Annotated in this window: 14 protein-coding genes and 1 tRNA gene; 9 read left to right on the plus strand and 6 right to left on the minus strand. The window is 63.7% G+C overall.

All coding sequences use genetic code 11. The features are described 5' to 3' along the window. The first annotated feature begins 174 nt into the window (after positions 1-174). The 3 genes from dprA (at position 175) to U5A58_RS01600 (ending at position 4,822) form a co-directional block, all read left to right on the plus strand. Positions 175-1,413: a DNA-processing protein DprA gene (gene dprA, locus U5A58_RS01590; RefSeq protein ID WP_321960033.1), complete on the plus strand. Its 1,239-nt coding sequence runs from the start codon at positions 175-177 to the stop codon at positions 1,411-1,413. A gap of 105 nt (positions 1,414-1,518) precedes the next feature. Beyond that, positions 1,519-1,896 carry a thioredoxin family protein gene (locus U5A58_RS01595; protein ID WP_321907297.1) on the plus strand — a complete coding sequence of 126 codons (378 nt, stop codon included), beginning with the start codon at positions 1,519-1,521 and terminating at the stop codon, positions 1,894-1,896. A 268-nt stretch (positions 1,897-2,164) separates the two neighbouring features. Then, positions 2,165-4,822, plus strand: coding sequence for a DNA topoisomerase III (locus U5A58_RS01600; protein WP_321960034.1), 2,658 nt, complete (start codon positions 2,165-2,167; stop codon positions 4,820-4,822). Positions 4,823-4,929: 107 nt separating this feature from the next. Here the strand turns inward: U5A58_RS01600 and U5A58_RS01605 are convergent, their stop codons facing one another. Together U5A58_RS01605 and U5A58_RS01610 are read right to left on the minus strand one after the other, a co-directional pair. Next, positions 4,930-6,039, minus strand: a complete 1,110-nt coding sequence (locus U5A58_RS01605) for a LysR family transcriptional regulator (RefSeq protein ID WP_321907294.1) — start codon at positions 6,037-6,039, stop codon at positions 4,930-4,932. A 315-nt stretch (positions 6,040-6,354) separates the two neighbouring features. Then, positions 6,355-8,205: a phosphoenolpyruvate carboxykinase (GTP) gene (locus U5A58_RS01610; RefSeq protein ID WP_321960035.1), complete on the minus strand. Its 1,851-nt coding sequence runs from the start codon at positions 8,203-8,205 to the stop codon at positions 6,355-6,357. A 427-nt stretch (positions 8,206-8,632) separates the two neighbouring features. Between U5A58_RS01610 and U5A58_RS01615 the strand changes: the two genes are divergently transcribed. Next, positions 8,633-9,646, plus strand: a complete 1,014-nt coding sequence (locus U5A58_RS01615; RefSeq protein WP_321934460.1) for a D-2-hydroxyacid dehydrogenase family protein — start codon at positions 8,633-8,635, stop codon at positions 9,644-9,646. 74 nt (positions 9,647-9,720) lie between these two features. On the opposite strand, the gene U5A58_RS01620 is transcribed toward U5A58_RS01615, so the two are convergent. Beyond that, a complete protein-coding gene (locus U5A58_RS01620; protein WP_201698344.1) occupies positions 9,721-10,599 on the minus strand; it encodes a patatin-like phospholipase family protein in 879 nt (292 codons plus the stop codon). A 48-nt stretch (positions 10,600-10,647) separates the two neighbouring features. Beyond that, entirely contained in the window at positions 10,648-11,052 is a 405-nt protein-coding gene (locus tag U5A58_RS01625; RefSeq protein WP_321934461.1) for a PaaI family thioesterase, read from the minus strand. Between the two features lie 269 nt (positions 11,053-11,321). Between U5A58_RS01625 and U5A58_RS01630 the strand changes: the two genes are divergently transcribed. Then, positions 11,322-11,397 (plus strand) — tRNA-Lys (locus U5A58_RS01630). A 70-nt stretch (positions 11,398-11,467) separates the two neighbouring features. Here U5A58_RS01630 and U5A58_RS01635 read toward each other — a convergent pair. Then, positions 11,468-11,725, minus strand: coding sequence for a hypothetical protein (locus tag U5A58_RS01635; protein WP_158756626.1), 258 nt, complete (start codon positions 11,723-11,725; stop codon positions 11,468-11,470). 353 nt (positions 11,726-12,078) lie between these two features. On the opposite strand from U5A58_RS01635, the gene U5A58_RS01640 reads away from it, so the two are divergent. Further along, a complete protein-coding gene (locus U5A58_RS01640) occupies positions 12,079-12,399 on the plus strand; it encodes a hypothetical protein (RefSeq protein WP_321934462.1) in 321 nt (106 codons plus the stop codon). A gap of 10 nt (positions 12,400-12,409) precedes the next feature. Here the strand turns inward: U5A58_RS01640 and U5A58_RS01645 are convergent, their stop codons facing one another. Next, a complete protein-coding gene (locus U5A58_RS01645) occupies positions 12,410-12,604 on the minus strand; it encodes a hypothetical protein (protein ID WP_069264575.1) in 195 nt (64 codons plus the stop codon). A gap of 329 nt (positions 12,605-12,933) precedes the next feature. Here U5A58_RS01645 and adh point away from each other — a divergent pair, with 329 nt between their 5' ends. From adh to U5A58_RS01660, 3 genes are all read left to right on the plus strand, one after another. Continuing rightward, entirely contained in the window at positions 12,934-14,454 is a 1,521-nt protein-coding gene (adh, locus tag U5A58_RS01650; RefSeq protein ID WP_321960036.1) for an aldehyde dehydrogenase, read from the plus strand. A gap of 103 nt (positions 14,455-14,557) precedes the next feature. Then, positions 14,558-14,938 carry a DUF779 domain-containing protein gene (locus U5A58_RS01655; protein WP_321907282.1) on the plus strand — a complete coding sequence of 127 codons (381 nt, stop codon included), beginning with the start codon at positions 14,558-14,560 and terminating at the stop codon, positions 14,936-14,938. Between the two features lie 104 nt (positions 14,939-15,042). Continuing rightward, positions 15,043-15,522, plus strand: coding sequence for a GyrI-like domain-containing protein (locus tag U5A58_RS01660; protein WP_321960037.1), 480 nt, complete (start codon positions 15,043-15,045; stop codon positions 15,520-15,522). Positions 15,523-15,764 lie beyond the last annotated feature (242 nt).

The raw sequence follows: 15,764 nt of genomic DNA on the forward strand, positions 1-15,764 counted from the left end.
ACGCATATTCGGACGAAACGGCCGCAATTCAACGTTGAACGCGCGCTCGCCCGTGCGAGTGCGCCGCGCCTGAAGGCGTGCGCGCAGTGCCACGGGTAAAGACGCCACGGTGTATTTCGGATGGTGAAAATTTTATCACGAGGTGCGGCAAACCGTCCGCGCCCGGGGAACGCAATGCCGACGACCTTGCCGTTGTCTCCCGAGGAACTGGCCGCCTGGCTGCGCCTCGCCCTCGCGCCTGGCCTGAGGCCCGCTGCGCTGCGTGCACTGCTCGGCGCGTTCGGCCTGCCTCAAAACGTGCTGGCTCAACCGTTCGCCGCACTCGCCGCGGTGGCTGGAGCACAAGCCGCGCACGCCGCACTGGCCGGGCCCCGCCCGGATTTCACAGCACAGCTAGAAGCGCTGCAGGCCTGGTGCGCGACGCCCGGCAACGCGCTCGTCACGCTCGCCGATCCGGCCTATCCGCCACGTCTGCTCGACATGCCCGATCCACCGCCGCTGCTCTACGCAAAGGGCCGGCTCGAGCTGCTTCACGCGCGCGCGGTAGCCGTGGTGGGCAGCCGCAGCGCCACGCCGCAGGCCATCGACGACGCCGCGCGCTTCGCACGCACACTCGCCGCGGCGGGTCTCACGGTCGTCTCGGGGCTCGCGCACGGCGTGGACGGCGCCGCGCATCGCGGCGCGCTCCACGAGCATGGCGGCACCGTCGCCGTGATCGGCACGGGCGCGGATCTCGTCTACCCACCGGCCCATCATCCGCTCGCCACGGAGATCGCCTCGCACGGCGCGCTCGTCTCCGAATGGCCGCTCGGCACGCCGGCGCGTTCCGCGAACTTTCCGCAGCGCAATCGCGTGATCGCCGCGCTCGTGGAGGGCGTAGTGGTGATCGAGGCCGCGCAACGTTCCGGCTCGCTCATCACGGCAAGGCTCGCCAACGAGATGGGGCGCGACGTATTCGCGCTGCCCGGCTCGATCCACGCGCCGCTCACGCGCGGCTGCCACGGGCTCATCAAGCAGGGCGCTCAGCTGGTCGAATCGCCCGAGGAAGTGCTCGAAGCGCTGAACATCGGGCAACCCTCTGGTGCCGGGCGCGCGCTCGCGTCACGGCGTGAGCCGCGCCGCCAGAAAGTCTCGGTTCCGTTCGATCGCCCACGGCGCAACACGGGTGAGACTCTGCCGCTGCCGCTCGAACGTTCGCGCGCGGGCGCACGAAAACCACCCGCCAGCTTGGGGGCGGAGGCCCGGCGCCTGCTCGAAGCGCTCGGACACGCGCCAGCCACGGTTGAAATCCTTGCCCAACGCACCGACATGGCTGAAGCGGTGCTGCAAGGCACGCTGCTGCAACTCGAACTCGCGGGGCACCTCGACGCCCTGCCCGGCGGCTGGTTCGTGCGGGCCAGTCGTGGGAAGTGAGCCGGCTCGTGCTGTGGATTGGGGGAGCATCACCGCCCGCGCGCCGCCGTGATACATTCGCGCCAAATACCCCGCTCTATATATAAGAGAACGCAAGGAACGACCATGCCCGCGCTAGACCTCGACACCGACGCCGACAAGATCGCAGAGCGCGTCAGCAATCAGGACACGCTGTTCGTCGCGTGCCTGTGCGCGCAGTGGTGCGGGACGTGCCGCGACTACCGGGCCACGTTCGACCGTATCGCCGATGCGCATCCCGATGTCTGCTTCGCGTACATCGACATCGAAACTCATGCGGACCGCTTCGACGATCTCGACGTCGAGAACTTCCCGACGATCCTGATCGAAGACGGCCACGCCACGCGCTTTTTCGGCACGGTCCTGCCGCATGCCGCCGTGGTCGAGCGCATGCTCTCGGACCTCAGGGCGCTACCGGGCGTGGCCGACGCGCCCAAGCTGCGCCCCGCCCTGAGCGCCGTTTGAGCGCTGTCTGAGCGCACCCAACATCTGACCCCGATCAGACGCCCCGCTTGCCGCACGGCCAGGCGCGCCCTTATGATTGGGCGCCCTGGCGCGTGCGCGGGTGTCGTCAAGAGATGACGCAAAAATCGACGCCGCCGCGCCATGTGCTATAAAGCGGTCGAGAACGGCCCCCCGTGCGGGGCGGCAACGCAGGGCATCGCGCCCAAGCGCCCATTCAGGCGGCATCGGCCCCGGGGCGCCAACCGGATACACCCACAAGCAACCAGTCATGTCCAAAGCTCTGATCATCGCCGAGAAGCCATCCGTCGCGAACGACATCGCGCGCGCTCTGGGCGGTTTTACCAAGCATGACGAGTACTACGAGAGCGACGACTACGTGCTCTCGTCGGCGGTCGGCCATCTGCTGGAAATCGCAGCGCCCGAGGAATACGAGGTCAAGCGCGGCAAGTGGAGCTTCGCCCACCTGCCCGTGATCCCGCCGCACTTCGACCTGAACCCGATTGCCAAGAGCGAATCGCGGCTCAAGGTGCTCAACAAGCTGATGAAGCGCAAGGACGTCACGCAGCTCATCAACGCCTGCGACGCGGGGCGTGAGGGCGAGCTGATCTTCCGCCTCATTGCGCAGCACGCGAAGGCGAAGCAGCCGGTCCAGCGCCTGTGGCTCCAGTCGATGACGCCGCAGGCGATTCGCGACGGTTTCGCGAACCTGCGCAGCGACCACGACATGCAGCCGCTCGCCGACGCCGCCCGCTGCCGCTCGGAAGCCGACTGGCTCGTTGGCATCAACGGCACGCGCGCGATGACCGCCTTCAACAGCAAGGGCGGCGGCTTCTTCCTGACGACAGTCGGTCGCGTTCAGACGCCAACGTTGTCGATCGTCGTCGAACGTGAAGAGAAAATCCGCCGCTTCATTGCGCGCGACTATTGGGAAGTGCGTGCCGAGTTCGTCTGTGCGGGCGGTTTCTACGAAGGCCGCTGGTACGACCCGAAATTCAAGAAGGACGAGTTCGATCCGGAAAAGCGCGACTCGCGCCTCTGGAGCCTGCCGGCCGCCGAAACCATCGTCGCGGCCTGCCACGGCCGCGAAGGCACGGTAAGCGAAGAATCGAAGCCGTCAACGCAGCTCTCGCCCGCGCTCTTCGACCTGACGAGCCTGCAGCGCGAAGCCAACGGCCGCTTCGGCTTTTCGGCCAAGAACACGCTGGGTCTCGCCCAGGCGCTGTACGAAAAGCACAAGGTCCTCACCTACCCGCGTACCGATTCGCGCGCGCTGCCCGAGGACTACCTCGGCACCGTGAAGGAAACGCTCGAGATGCTCAAGGAGAGCAACAACTACCTGCCGCACGCGAAGCAGGTGCTCGACAAGGGCTGGGTGAAGCCGAACAAGCGCATTTTCGACAACTCGAAGATCAGCGACCACTTCGCCATCATCCCGACGCTGCAGGCGCCGAAGTCGCTTTCCGAGCCTGAGCAGAAGCTCTACGACCTCGTGGTGAAGCGCTTCCTCGCCGTGTTCTTCCCGGCCGCGGAATATCGCGTCACCACGCGTATTACCGAAGTCGCCGGTCATCACTTCAAGACCGAAGGCAAGGTGCTCGTCGAACCGGGCTGGCTGCAGGTCTATGGCCGCGACGCGGCCGGCGACGACGCCAACCTCGTGCCGGTGAAGAAGGACGAGAAGGTCAAGACCGACAAGATCGCAGCGCATCAACTCGTGACCAAGCCGCCTGCGCGCTACAACGAAGCGACGCTGCTTTCGGCGATGGAAGGCGCGGGCAAGCTCGTGGACGACGAAGAGCTGCGCGAGGCCATGGCCGCCAAGGGTCTTGGCACGCCGGCCACGCGCGCGGCCATCATCGAAGGTCTGCTGGGCGAAAAGTATCTCGTGCGCGAAGGGCGAGAGCTGATTCCCACGGCCAAGGCGTTCCAGCTCATGACACTGCTGCGCGGCTTGGGCGTGGAAGAACTCACCGCGCCGGAACTCACCGGCGAATGGGAGTACAAGCTTTCGCAGATGGAGCGCGGCAAGCTGCCGCGCGACGCGTTCATGCAGGAAATCGCCCGCATGACGCAGACCATCGTGAAGCGCGCGAAGGAATACGACTCGGACACGATCCCCGGCGACTACGCGACGTTGACCACGCCGTGCCCGAATTGCGGCGGCCAGGTGAAGGAGAACTACCGCCGTTTCGCATGCACGAAGTGCGAGTTCTCGATCTCGAAGATTCCGGGTGGCCGCCAGTTCGAAATCCCCGAAGTGGAAGAGCTGCTGCAGAACAAGACGATCGGCCCGCTCTCGGGCTTCCGCAGCAAGATGGGCCGGCCGTTCTCGGCCATCCTCAAGCTCTCGTTCGACGACGAAATCAAGAACTACAAGCTCGAGTTCGATTTCGGCCAGGACCAGGGGACCGAAGATGGCGAAGCGCCTGACTTCTCGCAGCAGGAGCCAGTGGGTGCCTGCCCGAAGTGCAAGGGCCACGTGTTCGAGCACGGCATGAGCTATGTGTGCGAGCACTCGGTCGCGAATCCGAAGACCTGCGACTTCCGCTCGGGCAAGGTGATCCTCCAGCAGGAAATCACGCGTGACCAGATGGCGAAGCTGCTGGCCGAAGGCCGGACCGACTTGCTGACGAACTTCAAGTCGTCGCGTACGGGTCGCAACTTCAAGGCTTTCCTCGTCAAACAGCCGGACGGCAAGATCGGTTTCGAGTTCGAGAAGAAGGAGCCGAGCGCGAAGACGGCGGCCAAGACGGCCGCGAAGAAGTCGGCAGCATCGGCTGAGGCTAAGGACGATGCCGCGAACGACGCGGCAGATTCGGCAGAAGAAGGCAAGGCCAAGCCCGCACGCAAAACGGCGGCCGCCAAAGCCGCACCGGCACGCAAGACGGCCGCCCGCAAGACGCCGGCGCGCAAGACGGGCTCCTAAGCGATCCGTTCAAGGGCCGGCCTCGACCAAGGCGCAGCCTAACAAAAAGGCGCAGCTTCTCACGAAGCTGCGCCTTTTTTATCGTCCGATGAACGACGATATCAATCTCATAGCGGCGAAATCGCCGACGTCCGCGTGCGCGCCGCCGAAGCGCGGGCTGCCTTCGGCGCGCGATCGGCTTCTACGCCGTTGTGCTCGCCGTCGTGCAGGCTCCCACCCGGCACGGGCTGCGCGCCGTCGTAGTCGTCGCTCGCCACGCCATTGCGACCCGCCACGGCCGGGCGCGCAAGGCCGTCCTTGACCCACTGCTCGCCAAGCTGGCTGTTCGGCGTCTGGCTGAAGTGCTCGACAAGGTGGTCGATGAACGTGCGCACCTTGGCCGGCAGGTGACGGCGGCTCGGATACGCGACGTTGATTTCCACCTGCGGCAGACGATAGTCGCCAAGCAGCCGTACGAGACGCCCGCGCGTCATGTCGCGGCCAATCAGGTAGCTCGGCAGAATCGCGATACCCATGCCGAGCAGCGCGAACTGGCGCAGCATCTCGGTGTTGTTCGCCACGATCACATTGGTCGGGCGCACGCGGACTTCGCCTTCAGGCCCCGTGAAGACGCGCTCGTCGCCCCAATACTCGGAGGGCAGCGAGAGGCTCGGGTGCTCCATGAGGTGCTCGGGACGCGTGGGCGTACCGTGCTTTTCGAGGTACGCAGGCGTCGCGCATACCGTCATGCAGCCGGTCGTGAGGCGGCGCGTGACAATGCTCGCGCTACGCATCTGGCGCGCGGTCACGACGCCCAGATCGAAACCTTCTTCGACGAGATCCACCTGACGGTCGACCAGTGTGACGTCGGGAATGACTTGCGGATAACGCTGCGTGTACGTCTGCAGCACCGGAGCGAGATTGTGGAGCCCGAAGACGACCGGCGCGACGATACGCAGCGTGCCGACGGGTTCGTGATTGCGCGCGACGACCATCTGTTCGACATCCTCGAGCTCATCGAGAATCTGGCGGGCGCGCTCGAGATAGACCTGACCCGATTCGGTCAGGGAGAGACTGCGGGTCGTGCGATTGAGCAAACGCGTGCCCAGCCGACCTTCGAGGTCGGCAACGTGCCGCGTCGCAACCGCGTTGGAGATATCCATCGCGGAGGCGGCCCGGGCGAAACTGCCGAGGTCGGCCACTTTGACGAATACTCGCATCGACTGCAAATGATCCATGAGACAACTCCTGCCTGTTACTACCCCGCTGTTAATCAGCGGAGGAAACCGCGAATTCTCCTACGACAGCAGAAATCGTGCAGAAGTTGCCTCCGAAGCCCTTATTTTCTTTACGAATTCTGCGACTGCGCCCCAAAATGCATTAACAGAGGTTCGATTGTTACCTCGAACGAAACAATTTTGCGCATCGCAGCGAGATAACCAGTCAGATGCCGAACAGACGGGCCTCTGCACTGCACCAATGCATTCGACCCCGGAAATAGAAATGGCCGCCCGAAGGCGGCCACTCAGTTAGTGAGCGCTCACGTCACATGATTAGAGACGTGCTTCCAGCGTCTTGCGAGCGTCCTTCAACACTTCCGGCAAACCATGAGCGAGTTTGTCGAACAGCTCGGCGTGCAGCGCGAGTTCGGCACGCCAGTCGTTGGCGTCCACTGAGATCACCTGTTCGAACTGCGCCTGCGTGAAGTTCAGACCGCTCCAGTCGAGATCGCCGTAGCGCGGCGACACGCCGAATGCGTGCTCGTCGCCCGTGGCCTTGCCTTCGATACGGCGCACCATCCACTCGAGCACGCGCATGTTCTCGCCGAAGCCCGGCCACACGAACTTGCCATCCGGCCCCTTGCGGAACCAGTTCACGCAGAAAATTCGCGGCAGCGTCGCGCCGGTCGTGGCGAGGCGCTCGCCCACGTCGAGCCAATGGCCGAAATACTCGGCCATGTTGTAGCCGCAGAACGGCAGCATCGCGAAAGGATCACGGCGCACCACGCCCTGCTGCCCCGCCGCCGCGGCCGTGGTTTCCGAGCCCATGGTCGCGGCCATGTAGACGCCCTCGGTCCAGTCGCGCGCCTCGGTCACGAGCGGCACCGTGGTCGAGCGGCGGCCGCCAAAGATGAACGCGTCGATGGCCACGCCCTTCGGGTTCTCCCATTCGGGATCGATCGACGGGCACTGGGAAGCCGGCGCCGTGAAGCGTGCGTTCGGATGCGCGGCCTTACGGCCGGTTTCCTTGCCGATGGCGGGCGTCCAGTCGTTGCCCATCCAGTCGATTGCGTGTGCGGGCGGCTCGTCGGTCATGCCTTCCCACCAGACGTCGCCGTCGTCGGTGAGCGCCACGTTCGTGAAGATCACGTTTTCCTTGAGCGTCGCCATGGCGTTGAAGTTGGTCTTTTCTCCGGTGCCCGGCGCCACGCCGAAGTAACCCGCCTCCGGATTGATCGCATAGAGGCGGCCGTCGACGCCGGGCTTGATCCACGCGATATCGTCGCCGATCGTGGTGATTTCCCAGCCGTTCATGGCAGGCGGCGGAATCAGCATGGCGAAGTTGGTCTTGCCGCACGCCGAAGGGAACGCCGCCGCGACGTGGTACTTGCGGCCTTCCGGCGAGCGCACGCCGAGAATCAGCATGTGTTCGGCGAGCCAGCCTTCGTCACGGCCCATGGTCGAGGCGATGCGCAGCGCGAAACACTTCTTGCCGAGCAGCGCATTGCCGCCGTAACCCGAGCCATAGCTCCAGATCTCGCGCGTTTCCGGAAAGTGGACGATGTACTTCGTCTGGTTGCACGGCCACGGCACGTCCTGCTCGCCCGCCGCGAGCGGCGCGCCCACGCTGTGCACGCACGGCACGAACGCGCCGTCTTCGCCGAGCACGTCGTACACCGCGCGGCCCATGCGCGTCATGATGCGCATGTTCACGGCCACGTAGGGACTATCGGAAAGCTCCACGCCGATATGCGCAATAGGCGAGCCGAGTGGGCCCATCGAGAACGGCACGACGTACATCGTGCGGCCGCGCATCGAGCCCGCGAACAGGCCGTCGAGCGTCGTGCGCATTTCTGCAGGCGCGACCCAGTTGTTGGTGGGGCCGACGTCGTCCTTGCTGGGCGAGCAAATGAAGGTGCGGTCTTCCACGCGCGCGACGTCCGAGGGATCGGAGCAGGCGAGATACGAATTCGGGCGCTTGAGCGGATTGAGGCGGCGCATCGTGCCGGCCTCGACCATCTGCGCACACAGGCGGTCGTATTCCTCCTGCGAACCGTCGCACCAGACGATGTGGTCCGGCTGGGTATGCGCAGCGATTTTATGCACCCAATCGATCAATTTCCGGTGCCGGACCCAGGCGGGCACCTGCGCGGCGGCCTGGGCTTGGTAATCGGGATGGTTCATCGAGCTGTCTCCATTTTTAGGGCTGTAAAAAGGGGATCGGCCCTTGTAGACGCTGCACGCGAGAGGCGCAACTCATGCGAACCGAATGTTGATGGCAGATCAACATGCGAATCGGTCCGCGCAGTTGGGCAGGTCGTCAAGGTCCTTTAGCCTGGGGTTCGAAACCGTCTGTAAAGCGGCTTGCATCGGAGCCCGACAAGCTGTTAAAAGTTGCAAATTCGCGGCTGATTGCCGCGTCAAAAATCCTGCGTGCGTAGCCTTGAGGTGGTGCAATTGCAATGCCCGATGCTGCACGCGGCGAGCGACGTGAAGGCTCCCCATATTCATACCAGCCTTCGCGGCGCTGCATAGTGGGATAACCACCAGATGAACACCGAAGTCGCGCCACGCATGGCGCGATACAAAACACGCAAAACAACCCGCCGCCATGAAAATTGCCATCCTTGACGACTACCAGGACGCCGTCCGCAAGCTCGACTGCTTTCAATTGCTCGCCGACCACGAGGTCAAGGTTTTCAACAACACGGTGCGAGGCCTCGGCCAGCTCGCCAGCCGTCTCGCCGAAGTCGACGCGCTCGTTCTGATTCGCGAACGCACCCGCATCACCTCGCAACTGCTCGACAAGCTCCCGCATCTGCGCATGATCAGCCAGACGGGCAAGGCCGGTCCGCACATCGACATCGCCGCCTGCACCGAGCGCGGCATCGCCGTCCTTGAAGGCACCGGCTCGCCCGTCGCGCCCGCCGAACTCACGTGGGCGCTCATCATGGCCGCGCAACGGCGCATTCCGCAGTACGTCGCCAACCTCAAGCAGGGCGCGTGGCAACAGTCGGGCCTCAAGACGTCGGCCATGCCGCCCAATTTTGGCCTCGGCACAGTGATGCGCGGCCAGACGCTCGGCATCTGGGGCTACGGCAAGATCGGCCGTCTCGTGGCCGGCTACGGCAAGGCCTTTGGCATGCGCGTGCTGGTGTGGGGCCGCGAGCATTCGCTCGAAGCGGCGCGCGCCGACGGCTACGAAGCCGCCGCAAGCCGCGAGGCGATTTTCGAAGAGAGCGACGTGCTGTCGCTACATCTACGCCTGCACGATGACACTCGCGGGATCGTGAAGCAGGAAGACCTGCTGCGCATGAAGCCCACGTCGCTGCTCGTCAACACGAGCCGCGCGGAGCTGATGGAAGAAAACGCGCTGCTCGGCGCGCTCTCGCAAAACCGGCCAGGCATGGTCGCGATCGACGTGTACGAAAGCGAGCCGATCCTGCAGGGCTACAGCCTGCTGCGCATGGAAAACGTGATCTGCACGCCGCACATCGGCTATGTGGAGCGCGAGAGCTACGAGCTGTACTTCGGCGCGGCGTTCCGCAACATCCTCGCGTTCGATGCGGGCGACCACGCAAATGTCGCGAACCCCGAAGCGCTGCAAGGCGGCCGCCGCAAGTAAGCGCGACCGCATGGGGGCGGCGCGCGCCGCCCTCTCCGCTGCTTTCCGGTTGCTTCTGATCCGGCCGAGTACGCTTACGCGTGCGCGGCCGATTCCATGACGTCTGGCAAACGCGCGAGGAAACGCTCGCCGTCCACGCGGCCGAGGTTGTAGGCGTGCTGCATCTGCTGCGGGCTCGTGTAGTCCCAGCTCGAGATCGGCACCTTCGCCGATGGCTGCACGTACAGGCGCTGCTGCACGCCCTGCGCCGCCTGGTGCCGCACCACGAACATCTGCGGACGCGGATAAAGCCGCGTCACCATCACCAGCACACGGCCGGGCGTCTCGTCGAGCGCGCCGACCGGCACGTTGTCGACCATGCCGCCGTCGAGCACCGGGCGGCCGTCGCGCCGCAGCACTGGCGTGAACGGCGGCGTGCACGACGACTGCAGGATGAGATCGGCCAGATCCTCCACGCTCGCGCATTCCTGCGCCGTCACGAACTCCGGATGAAACCCGAGCTTGCGCCCGAGCGTGGGATGCAGCGTCTTGCGAATGTGCTTTTCGATGTTGTACGCGATGAGACCCGCCGCCACGGCGCTGCGCGCGCCGAGCCAGCGCGGCACATGCGACACGCCGATGCGGATCTCAGGCGCGTCCTGGAGCTGCGTGAACGGTTCGCCGTAGATGTCGAGCAGCGCCTGCCGATAAATGCGGTAATGCGGGAACACCGATTCGCCGCGCAGCAGGTTGCCCCAGTAGGCGTTGCGCTTGTTGTGGCGCAGCGCTTCCTCGTAATAGCGCATGACCCAGTCGGCGTCGCGCGTGTAGAGCATGCACGCGGTGGCCGCGCCCGCCGAAATGCCCGTAATGACGCGCGGGCGAATGCGCAGCTCGGGCTGGACGATGTCCCAGAACCCTGCCTGCCACCAGCAGCGATTGCCGCCGCCGGCGAAAACCACCTGATCGAACATGCCTTCTACGTCCTTCGAAGCGACCGAAAACGATCGGAAGCGCCAAGCTTAATCGAGCAGCGCGTAAGTCGAGGTCGCGTGAACCGCCATCCGGCCGTCTTCGTCGTAGAGTTCTATTTCGCCGAACACCAGATTGCGGCCCATGCGCAGCACGCGAGCCGTGACGAGCACGTCGCCCTTGCGCACCGCGCGCATGAAGTTCGTGTTCAGCGCAACGGTCGTCATGGGCTTGAATCCGCCAAGCGCGGCCGATATCGCGACGATCATGGCCGTATCCGCCGCCGCCATGAAAACCTGGCCGCAGATCACGCCGCCCGAGTGGCGCAGCTCGCCCGAAAACGGCAGGCGCAAGGTGGCGCTCTCTTCGGAGACCTCGACGGGCTTCATCCCGAGCGCGCGCACCCACGGGGCCAATACGCGCTCCAGCAGCGCGTCGATTGCGTTGTCGTCCATCGTTTGCCTTTGTGGATTGCCGTGCGACGATTGCGGCCGATTACAGCCAACCACCTAAGCTCGGTGAACAGGCGGCACACAGCGACTGGCTTGAAACCTGGTTTGACGCCAGGGGTGGCGACATCATACCGGGACAGCACGGCCCCGGCGGTGACGGCGCAAACGCACACGCAGACAGGGCTTGCGCCGCGTCGACACACTATTCTCAGGAATTTTGCGAAAAGGGCTTGCCAAGTCCCAAAAAGTCCTGCATAATCTTTTTTCTGTTGGGGGCGTTAGCTCAGTTGGTAGAGCAGCGGACTCTTAATCCGTAGGTCGAGTGTTCGAGTCACTCACGCCCCACCAGCCAATTCAGTCAAAAAGCCCGATCGTTGCGATCGGGCTTTTTGCATTTCTCCCCGGGCACTTTCTTGGGCTACTTCACCCGCCTCACGTGACGCGACGCCTGCTTCGGACGCGGCAGCCAGCGGCTGAGCGCCTCGAAGCCGTCGAGCTGGCGAAGCAGCGTGTCGACGGTCGAAAGCTGAACGTGAGTCAGGTGGTTCTGCTTGAGAAGCGCGTGCAGACGCTTGCGCCAGTAGGCGACCCCCATCACCGGCATCTCGAAATCGCCGGCCAGCGACGGCGGCATCACGCGCGCGATGTGCGCGATTTCCTGTTCGACGAATGTCATGGCTTTCCCCGTTGGTCCTGCCGTGGTTTCTTATCGTATGAAGTACTGTAGGACGCTCCGGGGCGCTCGCCAGCCTACCCGTATGGATAGGTAACAAATCGTCTGACTAAATTGGGGATGGAAGCCGCTGAAACCGGCGCCTCGCCGCCCGACTCTCACGCTTCGTCGTTCGCCGGCAAGCCGCCCATTCGCTTTCCACATTTGCCGGGTCCGCAACGGCATCGGCGGCAATAAACTTCGGAATCCGAATGATTTGATCCCGAATAGCCTATCTCACTTTCAGACTCTTCCTATAGGGTTTTTCTGACTAAATGCTGATCATAGTCAGGTCAACTGTTCCAACGAGGTAAATCATGATGCACGGTCATCCTGTCGACCGGCTCGTGGCAGGCGCAATCGTCGGTGCGCTCGTCACAACGATTCTGGTCCTGCTCCTGGTCTGGCTGGATATTCCGCCCGAGAAGCATGTCAGCCTGGCTGTCCGCCTTGCAGTGCCGGTCGTGATCGCCGCTTGCGCACTCCTGATCCGCCCCTTGCTGCTGAAAACGATGCTGCGCGACCGGCGCGACCCCATGATGCTGGACGAGGATCTGAACCAGCTACTGGTCGGCCGTGCGCTTGGCCTGGTTGGCGGCTTCTTCTTCGGCATCACGCTCGCGACCCAGATCCTCTAGCCGCCAGCGCTCAGAGGAAGGGCTTGCCGTCCACCTGCTCATAGACGACGTTGCCATCGTCGTCTTCGAACTGCTCAAGGTAGTTGCGGGCACCGCACAGCGGACACCGGAACAAGGGCCCCTGCCCTTCGTTCTTGATCACGACCTCGCTCTGTTCCCACGGGGTGCCGCACGACTGGTTGCGGCAAACGAATGTACTCGACATGCAGACTCTCCTGACTGTTACGGGTGCAAAGCCTACCTCAAGTGCGGCCCGCGCGCCGCAAATCTCCAACTCCCGTCGATATTGCGCTTCCCGGCTGTTCACTTCTTGAGCAGTTGAATGCCCCTCTGTTCCGGGCTGACGCAATCCGCCGATTGCATGCATGGCCCGCGTATCACGCATTTTCAGGGTACGCGTGCGCTGAGCCGCTACCGCATGGCGCGACGCGGCTGCGCCGCCGCGCTGGCATGGTTCTCGCGTTAGCGTCCCGCGGTAGCGCGGCCTCGCTGCGCCCGTCCATATCGAGATCGAGAACACAGAGGAGCACGGAGATGAATCACGCGGACATGCAATTCCTGACCACCGAATTCCCGTACAAGAAGCAGTATGGCAACTTCATCGGCGGCGAGTGGGTGGCGCCGCTCGGCGGCGAGTATTTCGACGACATCTCGCCCATCACGGGTCACGCGTTCACGTCCATTCCGCGCTCGCGCGAGGCCGACGTCGAACTCGCACTCGACGCCGCACACAAAGCGAAAGCCGCGTGGGGCAAGACCTCGCCCACCGACCGCGCCAATATTCTGAACCGCATCGCCGATCGCATCGAGCATAACCTCCACAAGCTCGCCGTGGCCGAGACCATCGATAACGGCAAGCCGCTGCGTGAAACGCTCGCCGCCGATATTCCGCTCGCCGCGGACCACTTCCGCTACTTCGCGGGCTGTGTGCGTGCGCAGGAAGGCGGCATCTCCGAGATCGACCACGACACGGTTGCGTATCACTTCCATGAGCCGCTCGGTGTGGTCGGCCAGATCATTCCGTGGAACTTCCCGATCCTCATGGCCGCGTGGAAACTCGCGCCCGCTCTCGCGGCCGGCAACTGCGTGGTGCTCAAGCCCGCCGAGCAGACGCCCGCATCGTTCCTCGTGCTGACCGAATTGATCCAGGACCTGCTGCCGGCCGGCGTGCTCAACGTGGTGAACGGCTTCGGTCTCGAAGCCGGCAAGCCGCTCGCTTCGAACAAGCGCATCGCGAAGATCGCCTTTACGGGCGAAACCACCACGGGCCGCCTCATCATGCAGTACGCGAGCCAGAACATCATTCCGGTGACGTTGGAGCTGGGCGGCAAGAGCCCGAACATCTTCTTCGCCGACGTGCTCGACCACGACGACAGCTACTTCGACAAGGCGCTCGAAGGCTTTGCGATGTTCGCGCTCAACCAGGGCGAAGTGTGCACGTGCCCGTCGCGCGTGCTCATCGACGAAAAGATCTATGACCGCTTCATGGAGCGCGCGCTCAAGCGCGTGGCGGCGATCCAGCAAGGCCACCCGCTCGATACGAAGACGATGATCGGCGCACAGGCCTCACAGGAGCAGCTCGAGAAGATCCTCTCGTATATCGACCTCGGGAAGCAGGAAGGCGCGCAATGCCTGATTGGCGGCGAGCGCAACACACTCACCGGCGAACTCGGCGACGGCTACTACGTGAAGCCCACCGTCTTCCGCGGTCACAACAAGATGCGCATCTTCCAGGAGGAAATCTTTGGGCCCGTAGTGTCCGTCACGACCTTCAAGACCGAAGAAGAAGCGCTGGAAATCGCCAATGACACGCTCTACGGCCTCGGCGCGGGCGTGTGGACGCGCGACGGTACGCGTGCCTACCGCTTTGGCCGCGCGATCCAGGCGGGGCGTGTGTGGACCAACTGCTACCACGCGTATCCGGCGCACGCGGCGTTTGGCGGCTACAAGCAGTCGGGCATCGGACGCGAGAACCACAAGATGATGCTCGACCACTACCAGCAAACGAAGAACCTGCTCGTGAGCTATAGCGAGCAGCCGCTCGGGTTCTTCTGATCCCACTGCGTGCCCTGCGCGTCGCGCGCGGTGTTTTTGCGGCCCGGAAGCCGCCACTGCGCGCGACGCCTGCTTCGTTGCAACCTCTGAGGAGCGTCACGAGATGGTCGAACGTGTTACCGCCACGCCGGCCGCGCTCGCGCTGATCGAGCAGCTAACGCGCGAACATGGCCCGGTGCTCTTTCACCAGTCGGGCGGCTGCTGCGACGGCAGCGCGCCCATGTGCTTTCCCGTCGGTGACTTCATGGTCGGCAATGCCGACGTGCAGTTGGGAGAAATCGGCAGGATGCCGTTCTATATGACGGAGGCGCAGTTTGAGTACTGGCAGCACACCCAGCTCATCATCGACGCCGTGCCAGGCAACGGCGGCATGTTTTCGCTCGAACGACCCACGGGCCTGCGCTTTCTCACGCGCTCGCGGCTCTACGACGACGAAGAGAACGCGTGGCTCGAGGCGCATCCGGTAACACGTGTGAGTTTGTGACGCTCGAGTCCTCGGCACGCCGAGGGCGTCTACCGGAGCACGGTGCTATCTTCGGGCGCATGCAGCCGCGCATTCGCGTGGCCAGTGCACCTGGAGACGCCATCATGCAAAACCGCGACGTGAAGCTCCTCACCCTCGAGCCAATGGATCTGCTCGCCGTCAGCCACGTGGGTCCGTACATGAAGATCAGCGACGCGTTCTACACGCTCGCGCAATGGCTTGGCGAGCGCAACGTGCGCACGTCCGGTTCGAAGATGGTCGGCATCTTTTACGACGATCCCAAGACGGTCGAAGAATCGAAGCTGCGCTCGAAAGCGGCACTGCATCTGGGGCAAGAAACCGATGTGGAGATCCTGGCGCCTGTCGAGAAGGTTCAGCTGCGTGGCGGCGAACACGCGATGGTGCTTCACAAGGGGCCGTATGAGGGGCTGCAGCAAGCGTGGATGTGGCTTTACAACGAAGGCTTGCAGAAGCTCGGGCGCAAGCCGGACTTTTCGGCGCCTTCGTTCGAGGTTTATCTGAATACGCCTGACGAGGCGGCGCCGGAGGACCTGAAGACGGAGCTTTATATCCCGCTGGTTTGAGCCGTGCGATTTGCAGGGTAAGAACGATGCCGCCGGGGCGTTTTATGGCGGCATCTTCGTTTCCGATGCGAGGGTTCTAAGGTTTTAATAACGTATGTATACGTAAACATAGTAATAGTTAACAAGGCCCTGGGTATTCTGTGGATAACCGTGGAAAACCATTGAGTAAACAAGGCTGTGGAAAAAACATAACCTTGCGGGTGTTAACGGGACAACGCCAGGCAGCTGCTGGCAACTTATCC

The organism is Paraburkholderia sp. J7, assembly GCF_905220155.1.
In the GTDB taxonomy this organism is placed as follows: domain Bacteria; phylum Pseudomonadota; class Gammaproteobacteria; order Burkholderiales; family Burkholderiaceae; genus Paraburkholderia.

Excerpts from the sequence above, each read along its gene's own strand:
- dprA (WP_321960033.1), top strand. The coding sequence starts at position 175 with ATGCCGACGACCTTGCCGTTGTCTCCCGAGGAACTGGCCGCCTGGCTG.
- U5A58_RS01595 (WP_321907297.1), top strand. The coding sequence starts at position 1,519 with ATGCCCGCGCTAGACCTCGACACCGACGCCGACAAGATCGCAGAGCGC.
- U5A58_RS01600 (WP_321960034.1), top strand. The coding sequence starts at position 2,165 with ATGTCCAAAGCTCTGATCATCGCCGAGAAGCCATCCGTCGCGAACGAC.
- U5A58_RS01605 (WP_321907294.1), bottom strand. The coding sequence starts at position 6,039 with ATGGATCATTTGCAGTCGATGCGAGTATTCGTCAAAGTGGCCGACCTC.
- U5A58_RS01610 (WP_321960035.1), bottom strand. The coding sequence starts at position 8,205 with ATGAACCATCCCGATTACCAAGCCCAGGCCGCCGCGCAGGTGCCCGCC.
- U5A58_RS01615 (WP_321934460.1), top strand. The coding sequence starts at position 8,633 with ATGAAAATTGCCATCCTTGACGACTACCAGGACGCCGTCCGCAAGCTC.
- U5A58_RS01620 (WP_201698344.1), bottom strand. The coding sequence starts at position 10,599 with ATGTTCGATCAGGTGGTTTTCGCCGGCGGCGGCAATCGCTGCTGGTGG.
- U5A58_RS01625 (WP_321934461.1), bottom strand. The coding sequence starts at position 11,052 with ATGGACGACAACGCAATCGACGCGCTGCTGGAGCGCGTATTGGCCCCG.
- U5A58_RS01635 (WP_158756626.1), bottom strand. The coding sequence starts at position 11,725 with ATGACATTCGTCGAACAGGAAATCGCGCACATCGCGCGCGTGATGCCG.
- U5A58_RS01640 (WP_321934462.1), top strand. The coding sequence starts at position 12,079 with ATGATGCACGGTCATCCTGTCGACCGGCTCGTGGCAGGCGCAATCGTC.
- U5A58_RS01645 (WP_069264575.1), bottom strand. The coding sequence starts at position 12,604 with ATGTCGAGTACATTCGTTTGCCGCAACCAGTCGTGCGGCACCCCGTGG.
- adh (WP_321960036.1), top strand. The coding sequence starts at position 12,934 with ATGAATCACGCGGACATGCAATTCCTGACCACCGAATTCCCGTACAAG.
- U5A58_RS01655 (WP_321907282.1), top strand. The coding sequence starts at position 14,558 with ATGGTCGAACGTGTTACCGCCACGCCGGCCGCGCTCGCGCTGATCGAG.
- U5A58_RS01660 (WP_321960037.1), top strand. The coding sequence starts at position 15,043 with ATGCAAAACCGCGACGTGAAGCTCCTCACCCTCGAGCCAATGGATCTG.